This window comes from Nocardiopsis sp. M1B1 (assembly GCF_052466615.1).
The window spans coordinates 4,042,828-4,057,764 of record NZ_CP196194.1 but is presented as its reverse complement, the minus strand read 5'-3'; the positions used below and the strand labels follow the sequence as shown (position 1 = coordinate 4,057,764).

Below are 14,937 nucleotides of genomic sequence, written 5' to 3'. Positions count from 1 at the left end.
GTCCTTTCGGGGGTGTGCGCCGTAAAGGTGGCAGATCGCGGGCCGCGCGGCCACCACCGACGCGCGGCCCGGCTCGCCAGATGATATTGGTCACCCTTAGAGTGGCCCCGTCCGACGTTACGCGTGGTCTGGAGCACACACATGGGACTTGCCAAGCAGAGCACGGCTCAGGCGCGGGAGAGCCTGGCCTCCGACCAGGAGCGCGCGGAGCGCCTGCCCGAACTCCTGCGCGCGGTGGCCGAGGCGCAGGAGGCGCTGGAGAGGGCCCGCACCTGGAACGCGCCCGTGGAGGAGCTGAACCAGCGGGGCGTGGACCTGGACACGGCGCTGACCGAGGCGATGCGTGCGGCTTATGCCCGGGAACGCACCCTGGTGGGACCCAAGGGGTACGAGGACCGGATCTACCGGCGCAAGCGGCTGGCCCGCCCGCGGGTGCGCGAGGCCACCCAGGTCGCCGAACGCCTGCTCACCGCCCGGGAGGCCCACCGCCTGCACGGGATCCAGCGGGTGCCGCGCCAGGCGGTCTGACACCGGCGGCTCCGACCCGCGGCCTGTGGTCGGTACACGCACGGTAACTTGGTGTCCGGTCCGGTCCGCGGCCGGACACCGCAGCACGCGACGGTGGGGAGCGCAGTGGCACATGGCGGATTTCATCCGTGTCGATCCGACGTCGAGGGTCCCGCCCTACGAGCAGATCAGGTCGATCGTGGCCATCGCGGTCGCCAACGGTGAACTCCCGGTGGGCTACCGGCTGCCCACGGTGCGCGCGCTGGCGGGTCAGCTGTCGGTGGCGGTGAACACCGTGGCCCGCGCCTACCGGGAGCTGGAACAGGCCGGTGTGGTCGAGACGCGCGGCCGCTCGGGAACGTTCGTCGCGGCGGGCCGCGACGACCAGCGCGCCGAGGCGCTGGCCGCCGCACGGGCCTACGCCGAGGTGATCTCCCGGGTGGGGCTGGACCACGACGAGGCGGTGGAGATCCTGCGCGCGGCGCTGCGGGGCTGAGGCCGCCCCGCGCGCCGCCGCGCCGCCCGGCGGATCAGGCCCCGGCGACGATCCCGTAGAGCTCGTAGACGCACAGCACCACGAACAGCGATCCGGCCAGCGCCAGGCCCGCGTTGCTGACCCAGCCGTTGCGCCACTCGCGGGGGGTGCGCGAGGAGTTGAGCAGCCACATCAGGGTGAAGGCCAGGAACGGCATGAAGAAGGCGCCCAGCACCCCGTAGGCGATGACCAGCTGGAAGGGCTTGCCGATCAGCAGGAGCAGCATCGGCGGGAAGGTCAGCCAGAGCACGTAGCCGCGGAAGGCCCAGCTCTTCTGGTTCTCCCCCGGGTCGGTGTTGGTCCTGCCCCGCAGGTGGTTGACGAAGTCGGCGAACAGCAGGCTCACGCCGTTCCACACGCCGATGATGGAGGAGTAGGCGGCGGCGAAGAAGCCGATGAGGAAGGCCGTCGCCACGAACCCGCCGAAGCGCTCGCGCAGGACGTCGCCCAGCTGGATCAGGCCCTGGTCGCTCTCCTGGAGCGTGATGCCGCTCGCGTAGAGCAGTTCGGCGCCCACGATGAGCATCGCCACGACGAAGACGCCGGTGGTGATGTAGGCGACGCGGTTGTCCAGCCGCATCATCCGCATCCAGGAGGAGTCCCGCCAGCCCTTGGAGTTGACCCAGTAGCCGTAGGCCGCCATGGTGATGGTGCCGCCGACGCCGCCGACCAGGCCCATGGTGTAGAACACCGAGCCCTCGGGGAGCATCGGGACCAGGCCCCGGAGCGTCTGGCCGATGTCGGGGACGACGTAGACGGCCAGGCCGACCACGGTGACGAACATGACGCCCACGAGCACCGTCATGATCTTCTCGAACACCGCGTAGCGGTTGAACCAGACGATCACCAGGCCGGAGACCCCGGCCAGGATCGCCCACACCTCCAGGGGTACGCCCGGCATCAGCGCGGCCAGGGGCAGGGCCGTGGCCGACATGGCGCTGGCGCCGTAGACGAAGCCCCAGATCACGATGTAGGGCGCGAAGTAGACGGTGGTCCACTTACCCAGGCTGCTCCAGCCGGCGAAGATGGTGGTCCCCGTGGCCAGGTGCCAGCGCCCGGTGGCCTCGGCAAGGGAGATCTTGACCAGGCAGCCGACGATGGTGGCCCACAGCAGGGCGTAGCCGAACTGGTTGCCCGCGATGAGCGTGGCGACCATGTCGCCCGCGCCCACGCCGGTGGCCGCGACGACGATGCCCGGACCGATCTGTTTCCACGTCGTCCTGCGTTGCTCGATGGCTACCATCGTGTCCTTCCCCCTGGTGGGACCGGTCTGGTCCGTGGTGGGCACGACTGTAGGGCTTCGGACACAAGGTGCATACGGGCAGGTAAGCGACGGAGATGATCCGTGGCGGAATCGATATGTTCCGGATCACGTCCGGCGCCGGGTCAGCGGCGCAGACCCACGACCGAGACGACGTAGAACAGGACCAGCCCGAGCCAGACCAGCAGCAGCGCCACCGGACCGCCCGTGGTGACGGCGACGGCGGAGGCCGGGATGCTCACGCCCAGGCACACCAGGGAGAGCACGAAGCGCACGGTGTTGGAGGGCATGCCCGTCTTGGCCGTCTCCGTGCGCGCCTGCGCGGCCAGGTGGTGGCGCACGCGCGCCTCGACGGTGCCGTCGATGCGCTCGACCAGGGAGGCCGCCACGGCCTCGTCGTACTCGGGGCCGAGTTCGCGGCTGGCGCGCAGCGCGGCGGAGATCTCGTCGCTGTGGCGCTGGGGGTGATCGCTCATGGGCACCATCGTCGCACCGCGGTGTCCGCGGCGTGCCGGAACGGACGCGATACCGGGGACGAACCAGGGTTCGCCCTGAGGGTTTCGGACGCGGCGCGGGGCCGCCCCCGTTGGGGAGCGGCCCCGTGTCGACCGTCGTGCCGGGCCCTAGCTGGCGAAGTCCAGCAGCTGCTGGGCGCGGCTGGGGTGGCGCAGCTTGGACAGCGACTGCTTCTCCAGCTGGCGGATGCGCTCGCGGGTCAGCCCCAGGTGCTTGCCGATCTCGTCCAGGGTGCGCGGACGGCCGTCCATGAGGCCGAAGCGCAGGGACATGATGGTGGCCTCGCGCGGCTCCAGGTCCGACAGCGCGTTGCGCAGCTGGTCGGCCATGAGCTGGCGGTCCACCACCTCGGAGGCCTCCGAGGCGTCCACGTCCTCGATCAGGTCGCCGATGCGGGTCTCGCCGTCCTCGCCGATGGTGGAGTCCAGGCTGATGGGCTGGCGGGTGACCCGCAGCAGCTCCTCGATCTGGGCCGGGGTCTTGTCCAGCTCCAGGCCCAGCTCCTCCGGCGTGGGCTCGCGGCCCAGCGCCTGGTGCATGTCGCGCTCCAGGCGGCTGACCTTGCTCAGCAGCTCCAGGACGTGCACGGGCAGGCGGATGGTGCGCGCGGAGTCGGCGAAACCGCGCTGGATGGCCTGGCGGATCCACCACATGGCGTAGGTGGAGAACTTGAAGCCCTTGGTGTAGTCGAACTTCTCCACGGCGCGGATCAGGCCGAGGTTGCCCTCCTGGACCACGTCGAGCAGCGACATCCCCCGGTCGCTGTACTTCTTGGCCACAGACACCACCAGGCGCAGGTTGGCCTCCAGCATGTGGGACTTGGCCTTGCGGCCGTCCTCGGCCACCCACTCCAGCTCCTCGACCTCGACCTCGGCCAGCGGGGCGGAGCCGTCCACCTCGCCGTGCAGGCCGAGCCGGTACTCGGCGTAGAGCCCTGCCTCGACCCGCTTGGCCAGGTCGACCTCCTGCTCCGCGGTGAGGAGCTGGCGTCGGCCGATGGCCTTGAGGTAGGTGTGGACCGAGTCGCCCATGGCGGGGGACTGGTCGTCGAGGTCGGCCTCGCCGGTCTCCGCGTCGGTGGTGGTCTGGGCGGGCTCGGCCTTCTTGACGCGCCGTGTGGAGCGGGTCTTCCTCCGGGGGGAGGGGCCCTTGCGCGGCGCGGTCTTGCCTTCGGCCCTGGGTGCCTCGTCGGTGTCGGGCACCGTGGCGATGAGAGTGTCTTCCAGCACGTCGTCCTCGGCGTCGGGATCGGCCACCGGTGCGGAGTCGTCGCCCCCGTTGGCGAGCCTGACCCCGTTCTCGGTGAGTTCACGCAGGATGGAACGGCCGTCGCCGGTGGAGACGGCGGCCGCGGTGAAAGCGGCACGCAGTTCGGAGAGGGACAGGTGCCCCTGGGCGCGTCCGCGGTCGAGCAGGTCGGTCAGGACCGCGTCGGCGGACGCGTCGTCGCTGCGAGCGGTGTCAGCGGGGGCTCCGGCGGTGGGTGCCGGAGCGGCTGGGGCAGTGCTCGTCATCGGGGCACCTCCCTCCCTTCCAAGACGTGTGGCACGCGGCGGACGGTTCCCGCCGGCTGGACGCGCCAATATGTCCAACGTGTTGGGGAGTCAAATGTTCCCTGTCTCGATTGGATATCAGCCGAAGTGGCGTAGATCACTGCGACGGAAGTGGCCAAACGCTGCAGGGAGCGGGTAAAGGAGCGTGCCCGGAACCGTTGCGGGCGGGGAAGGGGGGCCGGTTGGGGGGAGAGCGCAGGGGCACGAACGTGTGGGCCGAGGGCTGTCACCAACTGCGGACCTCCTTGGGAGAGGGGCCGAGGGGCCGGATTACTCAGGTAGACGTCGGAGCGCCCGGGGAAGTTCCCCGCCTTTTGTCCGACACGTCCGTGACCGGCCGCTCCGCGCGGAGCAGCCGGACCGCCCGACCCTGGGCCGTCACTGCTGTTCGACGGGCACCGACGTGGTGGGGCGCGGCACCCGACGCGCCCCAGGGTCCCACGGGTCGAAGGCGCGCCGGTACACGCGCCCGGGAACGCTGCCGCCGCTCAGCCGCGCGGAGCGCGTGCGTCCTCCGGCGGGAATCCCCTGACCGGACCCCGCGCCTCAGCCGCGCGGGCCGCGCAGGGCCACCAGGTCGGGCTTGCCCGAGGCCAGCATCGGCAGGGAGGCGCGCACCTCCAGCTCACGGGGAGCGGCGTAGGCGGGCAGGCGCTCGCGCACCCACGAGCGCAACTGCTCCAGGGAGGGCGGCGCGTCGGGGTCGGCGGGCACGACGACCGCGCTCACCCGCTCGCCCCACTCGGGGTCGGACCGACCCACCACCACCGAGTCGGCCACGGCGGGGTGCTCCAGCAGCCGGGCGTTGACCTGCCCCGGCACCACCTTGTGGCCGCCGGTGTTGACCACCTCGTCCACGCGTCCGAGCACGCTCAGGCGCCCGTCCCCGTCCAGACGGCCCAGGTCGTTGGTGCGCAGCCACCGCGTCCCGTCGGCGTCGGTGGCCAGCGCGCCCGGATCGGCACCGGCCCCGGGCGCCAGGCGGTAGCCGCTCAGCAGCACCGGCCCCGACAGCAGGACGCGCCCGGCCCCGTCGGCCGAGGGGGACTCCACGCGCACCCGCACCCCGTCCAGCGGAACGCCGTCGTAGACGCACCCGCCGCAGGTCTCGCTCATGCCGTACGTGGTGACCACCCGGCCCCCGGCCCCGCGGGCCTCCCGCAGCAGGGCGGGGTCGGCGGCGGCACCGCCGAGCAGGATGGTCCCGAACACCGACAGGTCGGTCCCGGCGGCCAGCAGCCGCCGCAGCTGGGTGGGCACCAGGGACACGTGCGGTCGCGATCCGCGCGCGAGCTCGGCCACCGCCCGCACCGAGAAGGCCGCGTGCTCGATCCGGCCGCCCGTGGCCAGGGCGCGCATGATCACCTGGATGCCGGAGATGTGCCCGGCGGGCAGCACGCACAGCCACGCGTCTCCGGGGGCGGCGCCGATCCGCGCCACCGAGGCCCGCGCGGAGGAGCGCAGCGCGGCGGCCGACAGCTCCACGCCCTTGGGCGCGCCGGTGGAGCCCGAGGTGGTGATGACCAGGGCGGTGTCCCCGCCCGCCGGGCGGGCGCCGTCCAGCGCGGCGACCCCGTCCGGGGTGCGCAGGGAGGCCGGGCGCATGGCGGCCAGGAGTTCGTCCACGCGCGCGTCGGGGGTCCCGTCGGGGATCGGCAGCAGAGCGGGGCCGTGCCCGTCCAGGGCCCGGGCCAACAGGTCGCCCAAGCGCTCCGGCGCCAGTCCGCGCACCGCCTGGAGGGGGCGCCCCTCCAGGTCACGGGGGTGCGTTCCGCCTGCCTCGACCTGTCTCTCGCGTGCCACGACGGCAAGGGTACGCCCGTGTCCGGCGCGCCCACCCCGGGGGTCGGGTCCGGCGCCGGGCGGCGGCGCACACGTTCGCAAGGAGTGCGCACACGTCCGCAAGGAGTACCGCCCTGACCGCGCGTCCCCGCCCGCCTGGCACAATGCGTAGGGTTGTCGCGTGGACGTGGTGACACGTCCGCGCCGTCCACAGTGTCCCCGTTGAGGAGAAGCAGTAGCCGTGAGCAGCGTGATCGACTGGCAGCGGTCGGGCGAGTATTCCGACATCATCTACGAGACCGCGGAGGGCATCGCCAAGATCACGATCAACCGCCCCGAGCGGCACAACGCCTTCCGGCCCCAGACGCTGTTCGAGCTCCAGGACGCCTTCAACCTCGCCCGCGACGACTCCTCGGTCGGCGTGATCATCTTCACCGGCGCCGGTGACCAGGCGTTCTGCTCCGGCGGCGACCAGAAGATCCGCGGCGAGGACGGCTACATGGGCGACGACGCCGTGGCCCGCCAGGGCATCGGCCGCCTCAACGTGCTCGACCTCCAGGTGCAGATCCGCCGCCTGCCCAAGCCCGTCATCGCCATGGTCGCCGGCTGGTCCATCGGCGGCGGCAACGTGCTCCAGGTCTGCTGCGACCTGACCATCGCCGCGGACAACGCCAAGTTCGGCCAGACCGGCCCCAAGGTCGGCTCCTTCGACGGCGGCTACGGCTCCTGGCTGCTCGCCGAGACCGTCGGCCTGAAAAAGGCCCGCGAGATCTGGTACCTGTGCCGCCAGTACAGCGCGCAGGAGGCCCTGGACATGGGCATGATCAACACGGTCGTGCCGCTGGAGGACCTGGAGAAGGAGACCGTGGCCTGGGCCCGGGAGATGCTGGAGAAGTCCCCGCTGGCGCTGCGCATGCTCAAGGGCGCCATCAACGCCGTCAGCGACGGCGCGGCCGGGATGCAGCAGTTCGCCGGTGACGCCACGATGCTCTACTACATGAGCGAGGAGGCCCAGGAGGGCCGCGACGCCTTCAAGGAGAAGCGCCGCCCGGGGTTCGACAAGTTCCCGCGCCGTCCGTGACCGCTGCCGAACCCGACCCGGCGGGCTCGCCCGCCGGGGGACGCGCCTTCGCGATCGGCCTGCGCAACCGCTTCCGCGGCATCACCGTCCGCGAGGGCATGCTCGTGCGCGGGCCCGCCGGATGGGGGGAGTTCTCCCCCTTCGCCGAGTACGGCCCGCGCGAGTGCGCCCGCTGGTGGGCGGCCTGTGAGGAGGCCGCCCACCACGGCTGGCCCGCTCCCGTCCGCGACCGGGTGCCGGTCAACGTGACCGTGCCCGCCGTGGACCCCGAGCGGGCCCACGCGATCGTCTCCGCGGGCGGCTGCACGACCGCCAAGGTCAAGGTGGCCGAACGCGGGCAGGACCCGGCCGAGGACCTGGCCCGCGTCGAGGCGGTCCGCGACGCCCTGGGCCCCTCCGGGCTGGTGCGGGTGGACGCCAACGGCGCCTGGGACGTCGACACCGCCGTGCGGATGGTGCGTGGACTGGACCGCTTCGGCCTGGAGTACGTCGAGCAGCCGTGCGCCACCCTGGACGAGCTGGCCGCCGTGCGCCGCCGGGTGTCGGTCCCCGTGGCCGCCGACGAGTCCGTCCGCAGGGCCGAGGACCCGCTGCGGGTGCGCGCCGCCGGCGCCGCCGACATCGTGGTCCTCAAGGTCCAGCCGCTGGGCGGGGTGCGCGCCGCGCTGCGCGTGGCCGAGGCGTGCGGCCTGCCGGTGGTGGTCTCCAGCGCCGTGGAGACCTCGGTGGGCCTGGCGGCGGGGGTGGCCCTGGCCGCCGCGCTGCCGGAGCTGCCCCACGCGTGCGGCCTGGCCACCATGCAGATGCTGACCGCCGACGTCACCGCCGACCCCCTGCTGCCCGAGAACGGGTTCCTGCCCGTGCGCCCGGTGACGGTGGACGAGGCGAGCCTGCGCGCGGTGGAGGTCGACCCCGCCGCCTGGCGGGCCCGCGCCGAGGCCGCGCGGTCGGCCGCCGACGAGGTTCCCGGCGCCGGATGACCACGCCGTGACCGGCGTTGGTGTTACGCCTGGGGCGCACGGTGACGGGGGTACCGGATGCCCGGTCGGCGTGTGTGAGGTGTAACAGCCGTGTTCGTCCTCCGCGGGTCCCAGGTGGGGGTTGACTGTAGGGGCCGGGTCCACATGGTGATACTGGGTACACCTTGAGACGATCGAGAGAGTTGATGAATCCGTCCACCGCCCTGGCGCGTGTCCTGGTCGACGAGCTGGCCCGCTGCGGCCTGGCCGAGGCCGTCGTCGCGCCGGGGTCGCGCTCGACGCCGCTCGCCCTGGCCCTGGTCGCCCACCCCGGAATCCGGGTGCACGTGCGCATCGACGAGCGCTCGGCCTCCTTCCTCGCCCTCGGCCTGGCCCGCGTCTCGCGCCGCCCGGTCGCGGTGGTGTGCACCTCCGGCACGGCCGCGGCCAACTTCCACCCGGCGGTGATGGAGGCCGACGAGAGCGGGGTGCCGCTGCTGGTGCTCACCGCCGACCGGCCCCCCGAGCTGCGCGGCACCGGCGCCAACCAGACCGTGGACCAGATCGGCCTGTACGGCGGCGCGGTCCGTCTGTTCGCCGAGGTCGGCACCCCCGACCCGGTGCCCGGCATGGTCGCCTACTGGCGGTCGCTGGCCTGCCGCGCGTGGGGCTCGGCGCTGGGCGGGCGCCCCGGCCCCGTCCACCTCAACGTGGCCTTCCGCGACCCGTTGACCCCCGACGCCGACACGGGAGCCTGGCCCGAGCCCCTGGAGGGGCGCGACGGCGGCCGGGCGTGGATCGGCCGCCCGGGGCCGCTGACCGAACCCGCGCCGTTCGCCCTGCCCGACGTCGAACGCGGTGTGATCGTGTGCGGCGACGGGGACTACGACCCGGTGCCGTTCCTGGCGCTGGCCGAGGCGACCGGGTGGCCGCTGCTGGCCGAACCGACCTCCAACGCCCGCCGGGCGGACGCGCTGTCCACCTACCGGCAGCTGCTGGCCTCGCCGCGCGTGGCCGCGCGGCCGGCGCCGGAGCTGGTGGTGAGCGTGGGCCGCCCCAACCTGTCCCGGCAGATCCTGGCCTACCTGCGCCGGGCCGAACGGCACGTGGTGGTCAGCGCGGGCGCGCTGGGCGACCCGTCGGCGAGCGCGCTCAACGCCTTCTCCGACCCCGTGCGCACCGCCACCGACGTGGTGGCCGCGGTCGCGCCGCCCGCCGGTGCGGACCCGGGCGCCCCGCGGCGCACCGAGTGGTCGCGGGCCTGGTCGGAGGCGGAGACGGTGGCCCGTGCCGCCCTGGACGCGGTGCTGGACGAGGAGGAGGTGCTCAGCGAGCCGAGGCTGGCCCGCGACCTGGTCGCGCACATGCCCGCCGGTTCGCTGCTGTTCGCCGGTTCGAGCATGCCCATCCGCGACCTGGACGCCACCATGCGGGCGCGCTGCGGCGTGCGCCTGGTGGGCAACCGGGGCGTGAGCGGGATCGACGGGTCGGTCTCCACGGCCATCGGCGCGGCGCTGGCCCACCAGGCCGGGGGCGGGGGGCACGCCTACGCGCTGCTGGGCGACCTGGCCATGCTGCACGACCAGAACGGGCTGCTGATCGGCCCGGGGGAGCCGCGCCCGGACCTGGCGATCGTGGTGGTCAACAACGACGGCGGCGGGATCTTCTCCGGTCTGGAGCAGGCCGGGCACCCCGACTTCGAGCGGGTGTTCGGCACCCCGCACGGGGCGTCGATGGAACGTGTGGCGGCGGTGGCCGACGTGCCCTACACCCGCCTGGAGTGGGCGACCGACCTGCCCAAGGCGCTGCTGGGCGAGGGGCCGCGCCTGATCGAGGTGCGCACGCACCGCGCGGGCAGCGCCGCGCTGCGCCGCCGTATCCAGGCCGCGATCGACGCCGCGGTGGACGGGGCGCTCTGAGCGCACGCCCCTGACGGGGGCGTGCGGCCCTTCCCCGTGTTCCAGCGGCGGTCGGCCCGCCCGAGCCCGTCCGCCGCGGCACCGGGCACCGGGCCCGCCCCTTTTCGACCTCCCGTGCGCCCCGCTGTCGGCATGCCCGGAAACCCCTTCGACCGGCAACCGTTTTCCCGCCTCCGCCCCGGCCCCGCCCCCGCGGAACACCGCTTCGCCCGGCGCCGAATCACGGGAGGGGCGACAACTCCGGAGACGGTTACGGGCGTGTCACGTGGACCCGGCGGGTACGGTGCGCCATGATCACGACCGGAACCCGACGATGTGTGTCCCTCCGGATTCCCAGCGTGACCTACCAGGGCATGCGCCGGAGTTGTAGGCGCGTTCACCTTGGTTTCACCTGCGCGTTCGGAATTTCGGCCAAGGTCGAGAGCGTCCGGGGGAGCACCCCGCCGGACCAGGAGACAATCCGCGCGCCCCGGTCAGACCCCGCACCGACGGAGCGCGTGTGAGCAGCACGATCCCCAAGGAGAAGGTGTGCCCGAATCCGCGCCCCGCCGCCGCCAGCTGCCGTTGATCGGCCAGGTCGGTGGCGGTCGTTCCCGTGCGACATGCAGACTGCGCTGCGGCGACGCCTGTTTCCACCCGGCTCCCAACACCAGCGACAACCCCTACTTCGGGGACATCTTCGCCAAGGCGCTCTCCCGCCGCTCCATCATCCAGGCCGGTGCCGTGAGCGCCGGAGCGGGTGCGCTCGGACTCGCCGCGCTCAGCCCGGCCTCGGCCGACCGCCGCGGCCCCAACCGCCCCCACCCCTCGCCGCGGCCCACCTTCACCAGCGTCCAGCCCAACAACGACGACAAGATCACCATCCCCCGGGGCTACGACCAGCACGTCATCATCCGCTGGGGCGAGCCGGTCCTGCCCGGCGCGCCCGAGTTCGACGTGTACGACCAGACCGCCGAGGCGCAGGCCCAGCAGTTCGGCTACAACTGCGACTACGTCGGCTTCCACCAGCTCGACGACGACCACGCCCTGATGTGGGTCAACCACGAGTACACCAACGAGGAACTCATGTTCCCGGGGTACGCCGGGGGCGACGCCGCCACCGAGGAGCAGGTCCGCATCGCCATGGCCGCCCACGGCGGTTCCATCGTCGAGCTCCAGCGCGAGGGCCGCACCGGCAAGTGGGTGCTCTCCACGGGCGAGCGCTCCTTCAACCGCCGCATCACCGCCGACACCCCCATGCGCATCACCGGCCCCGCCGCCGGGCACGACCTGCTCAAGACGGCGGAGGACCCCACCGGCACCCTGGTCCGGGGCATGCTCAACAACTGCGCGGGCGGCATGACCCCGTGGGGTACCTTCCTCACCGCCGAGGAGAACTTCAACCAGTACTTCGCCAACGGCTCCGGATCCGCCGAGACCAGGCGCTACGGCGTCGGCACCGGTACCACGGGACGCCGCTGGGAGCGCTTCGAGGAGCGCTTCGACCTCTCCAAGCACCCCAACGAGATCAACCGCTTCGGCTACATCGTCGAGGTCGACCCGCTCGACCCCGAGTCCGAGCCGGTCAAGCGCACCATGCTCGGCCGCTTCAAGCACGAGGGCGCCACCACCCGCCTGGCCGACGACGGCCGGGTCGTGGCCTACATGGGCGACGACGAGCGCTTCGACTACATGTACAAGTTCGTCAGCGCCAAGAAGTACGTCGAGGGCTCCCGGCGCCACAACCTCTCCCTGCTGGACACCGGCACGCTGTACGTGGCCCGCCTGTCCGGCAACAGCCCCGCCGAGGAGTTCGACGGCTCCGGCGCGCTGCCCGCGGACGGCGAGTTCGACGGTTCCGGCGAGTGGGTCGCGCTGTGCACCGACACCGAGAGCTTCGTCCCCGGCTTCAGCGTCGCCGAGGTGCTCATCCACACCCGTCTGGCCGCCGACGTCGTGGGCCCCACCAAGATGGACCGCCCCGAGGACTTCGAGCCCAGCCCGGTCACCGGCAAGGTCTACTGCGCGCTGACCAACAACTCCGCCCGCGAGCCCGGCCAGGCCGACGAGCCCAACCCGCGCGGCCCCAACCGGCACGGCCACATCCTGGAGATCGTCGAGTCCGGCAACGACGCGGCCGCCACCTCCTTCGCCTGGAACGTGCCGCTGGTGTGCGGCAACCCCGAGGACGACGACACCTACTACGCGGGCTTCGACAAGTCCAAGGTCATGCCGATCTCCGCGCCGGACAACCTGACCTTCGACAAGGACGGCAACCTGTGGATCTCCACGGACGGCCAGCCGGGCGCCCTGGGGATCAACGACGGCCTGCACGTCATGCCGGTCGAGGGCCGCTTCCGCGGTGAGCTGAAGACCTTCGCCACCGTCCCGGTCGGCGCGGAGGCCTGCGGCCCCTTCGTCACCGAGGACAGCAAGACGGTGTTCCTGGGCCCCCAGCACCCCGGTGACGGCGGCACCTTCGAGGCTCCCACCAGCACCTGGCCCGACGGCGAGTTCCCGCGCCCGTCCGTGGTGTGCATCTGGCACACCGCGGGCCGCGAGGTCGGCAGGTAGCCCCGCCCTCCTCCCGCCGGTAGGGACGAAGACCACCGGCCCCGGCTTCCATCGTGGGGGCTGCCGGGGCCGGTTCCTCGTTTTCGGGCCCCGGCCCGGGGCGAGCGGGCCTCAGAGGGTCTTCTCGAAGCAGAGCGAGGAGGGCTCGTCGGCGTAGGCGCCGAAACCGGGGATGGGCGTGTACCCCGAACGGGTGTAGAACCGCACCGCGTCGGGCTGTCGGTCGCCCGTCTCCAGGCGCAGGCACTTCCAGCCCCGCTCGCGGGCCCACTCCTCCAGGGCCGCCAGGACCAGCGCCGCCGCGCCCGATCCGCGCCGGTCGGGCCGCACGTACATCCGCTTGACCTCGCCCGCCGCGTCACCGAGGTCGCGCAGGCCGCCGCAGCCCACGGCCGCGCCCGAGGCGTCGCGGGCCACCACGAACACCGCGATGTCCCCGGCGGAGGGGGCCATCCCAGGCTCGGAGTCGGTGGTGCCGTACCGTTCGGCGATCTCCGCCCGCTGACCGGCCCGCAGGGCGGCGGCGTCGGGATCGTCCCAGGAAACCTCGTGGACACGCATGGGCGCCACGCTAGCGGCGCCGTGTTTCGGGGCCGTGAAATCCCGCCCGGACGGCGGCCGCTGTGCGCGGCGCCACCCCCTGCGGAACGCCGCCCCGTACGGACCGCCGCCCGCGTGCGCGCCGCGGAGCCCGGACCGGAGCGCGGGCCCCGCTCCCGCCCCGGCTCAGACGGGGTCGGTCAGGGCCTCGCGCATGACCCGGAACTTGGACTCGGTCTCGGCCAGCTCCGACTCCGGCTCGGAACCGGCGACGATGCCCCCTCCGGCGAACAGCCGGGCGCGCGCGCCCTCCACGCGGGCGCAGCGCAGGGCGATGCCCCACTCGGAGTTGCCCGCGCCGTCCAGCCACCCGACCGGACCGGCGTAGCCGCCCCGGTCCATGCCCTCGGACTTCGCGATCAGCCGCATGGCCGCCGCGGTGGGCGTGCCGCCCACGGCCGCCGTGGGGTGCAGGGCCGCGACCGCGTCCAGCGCCGAGACACCGGGGGACAGGCGGGCGCGCACCGGTGTGGCCAGGTGCTGCACGTTGGCGAGCGCGAGCAGGCGGGGCCGCGCGGGCACGTCCAGTTCCTCGGTGAGCGGTTCCAGCGCGGTGCGCAGGGAGTCCACGGCCATGCGGTGCTCGTCCACGTCCTTGGCCGAGGCCAGCAGCTCCTCGGCCAGGAGCCGGTCGCCTTCGGGGTCCTCGCCCCGGGGGCGGGTCCCGGCCAGCACCAGCGAGGAGAGCTGGTCGCCCTCGCGGCGCAGCAGCAGCTCGGGGGTGGCTCCGACCATGCCGTCCACCGAGAAGGTGAAACAACCGGGGAAGCGCAGCCGCAGCCGCTCCAGCAGTGTGCGCACGTCGATGGGGGCGTCGGCCTCGGCCAGGGCGTCGCGCGCCAGCACGGCCTTGTCGAGCTCTCCCGCGCGGATGCGCTCGACGGTACCGGCCACGGCGCCCATCCACTGCTCGCCGGTCAGCGACCCCTGGCTCCAGGAGATCGGACCCACGGGCCGCGGCGCCGACGCCGGGCCCAGCGGCTCGGCCGGGTGCTCCCCGGGCGCTTCGGTGACGGTGGTCAGCCAGGAGCGGCCGTCGCGCCGCCCGACCAGCACGCGCGGCACCACCAGGGCCGATCCCGCGGAGGAGGGGGAGAAGGCGAACGTGCCGAACGCGACCGGGCCGGTGCCGGGCACCCCCACCTCGTCGTGGACCTCGGCGCGCTCGGTGAGGGCGTTGATCCAGCGGGCCGCCTCGGTGAAGCGGGTGGTGTCGGTGGGCTCGGCGGATTCGGGCTCACCGGCCAGGTCCAGCCGCGCGGCCCGTCCCCAGCCCACGATGCCCTCGTCGCCGGTCAGCCAGGCCAGAGGGGAGTCCGCGGGCAGGCGGTCCACCAGGCTGGCGGTGTCGTCGCGCAGGGCGACGGTGCGGACGGACAGGCGGGGCGGGCTCAGGAGGGCGTTCACGGTCCCCGAGTCTAGGACCTCGTCTGGGACGGTGTGTCCGGTATCGGCCGTGGTGGCCGGGGTGCGCACGTGCCCCCTCCCGGGCCGGGGCCGCCGCCGTGACCCGGCCTCCGCCGCCGCCCGGCGGGGATCGTGCTCCGCCGCCGTCCGCGCGGGAGCTCCGTGGACCCGTCGCGGCGGCCCCCGGCACCGGGGATGCGAGGTTGTCCACAGATCGCCTCGATCGTGTCCGAAAATTGACTGTCTGGCCTACTCTGGTTCGCG

At 73.4% G+C, this 14,937-nt stretch carries 12 protein-coding genes; 6 read left to right on the top strand and 6 right to left on the bottom strand.

The genetic code is table 11. The features are described from left to right. Positions 1-141 precede the first annotated feature (141 nt). Both ACSTA4_RS17635 and ACSTA4_RS17630 read left to right on the top strand, forming a co-directional pair. Entirely contained in the window at positions 142-528 is a 387-nt protein-coding gene (locus ACSTA4_RS17635; RefSeq protein ID WP_444960225.1) for a hypothetical protein, read from the top strand. A gap of 112 nt (positions 529-640) precedes the next feature. Beyond that, on the top strand, positions 641-1,003 hold the full coding sequence (locus ACSTA4_RS17630; RefSeq protein WP_047872006.1) for a GntR family transcriptional regulator: 363 nt from the start codon (positions 641-643) through the stop codon (positions 1,001-1,003). Positions 1,004-1,037: 34 nt separating this feature from the next. On the opposite strand, the gene ACSTA4_RS17625 is transcribed toward ACSTA4_RS17630, so the two are convergent. The 4 genes from ACSTA4_RS17625 to ACSTA4_RS17610 all read right to left on the bottom strand — a co-directional run bounded on the left by ACSTA4_RS17625 (position 1,038) and on the right by ACSTA4_RS17610 (position 6,175). After that, positions 1,038-2,285, bottom strand: a complete 1,248-nt coding sequence (locus ACSTA4_RS17625; RefSeq protein ID WP_444960224.1) for an Nramp family divalent metal transporter — start codon at positions 2,283-2,285, stop codon at positions 1,038-1,040. 143 nt (positions 2,286-2,428) lie between these two features. Beyond that, positions 2,429-2,788, bottom strand: a complete 360-nt coding sequence (locus ACSTA4_RS17620) for a hypothetical protein (RefSeq protein ID WP_444960223.1) — start codon at positions 2,786-2,788, stop codon at positions 2,429-2,431. A 138-nt stretch (positions 2,789-2,926) separates the two neighbouring features. Continuing rightward, positions 2,927-4,333, bottom strand: a complete 1,407-nt coding sequence (locus ACSTA4_RS17615; RefSeq protein ID WP_174547966.1) for a sigma-70 family RNA polymerase sigma factor — start codon at positions 4,331-4,333, stop codon at positions 2,927-2,929. Between the two features lie 585 nt (positions 4,334-4,918). Further along, on the bottom strand, positions 4,919-6,175 hold the full coding sequence (locus tag ACSTA4_RS17610) for an AMP-binding protein (protein WP_444960222.1): 1,257 nt from the start codon (positions 6,173-6,175) through the stop codon (positions 4,919-4,921). 220 nt (positions 6,176-6,395) lie between these two features. On the opposite strand from ACSTA4_RS17610, the gene menB reads away from it, so the two are divergent. From menB to ACSTA4_RS17590, 4 genes are all read left to right on the top strand, one after another. Then, the gene (gene menB / locus ACSTA4_RS17605) at positions 6,396-7,235 is read left to right on the top strand and encodes a 1,4-dihydroxy-2-naphthoyl-CoA synthase (RefSeq protein ID WP_248770885.1); all 840 of its coding nucleotides are present in this window, start codon (positions 6,396-6,398) and stop codon (positions 7,233-7,235) included. Then, positions 7,232-8,215: an o-succinylbenzoate synthase gene (locus ACSTA4_RS17600; protein ID WP_444960221.1), complete on the top strand. Its 984-nt coding sequence runs from the start codon at positions 7,232-7,234 to the stop codon at positions 8,213-8,215. The genes menB and ACSTA4_RS17600 overlap by 4 nt, the downstream gene beginning before the upstream one ends. Positions 8,216-8,400: 185 nt before the next feature. Continuing rightward, complete coding sequence (gene menD / locus ACSTA4_RS17595) at positions 8,401-10,113, top strand: 2-succinyl-5-enolpyruvyl-6-hydroxy-3-cyclohexene-1-carboxylic-acid synthase (RefSeq protein ID WP_444960220.1); 1,713 nt, start codon at positions 8,401-8,403, stop codon at positions 10,111-10,113. Between the two features lie 528 nt (positions 10,114-10,641). Further along, positions 10,642-12,666 (top strand): PhoX family protein, encoded by a 2,025-nt coding sequence (locus ACSTA4_RS17590; protein WP_444960219.1) that lies wholly within the window; start codon positions 10,642-10,644, stop codon positions 12,664-12,666. A gap of 111 nt (positions 12,667-12,777) precedes the next feature. On the opposite strand, the gene ACSTA4_RS17585 is transcribed toward ACSTA4_RS17590, so the two are convergent. Next, entirely contained in the window at positions 12,778-13,227 is a 450-nt protein-coding gene (locus tag ACSTA4_RS17585) for a GNAT family N-acetyltransferase (RefSeq protein ID WP_444960218.1), read from the bottom strand. A gap of 165 nt (positions 13,228-13,392) precedes the next feature. Further along, complete coding sequence (locus tag ACSTA4_RS17580; protein WP_444960217.1) at positions 13,393-14,673, bottom strand: isochorismate synthase; 1,281 nt, start codon at positions 14,671-14,673, stop codon at positions 13,393-13,395. Positions 14,674-14,937 lie beyond the last annotated feature (264 nt).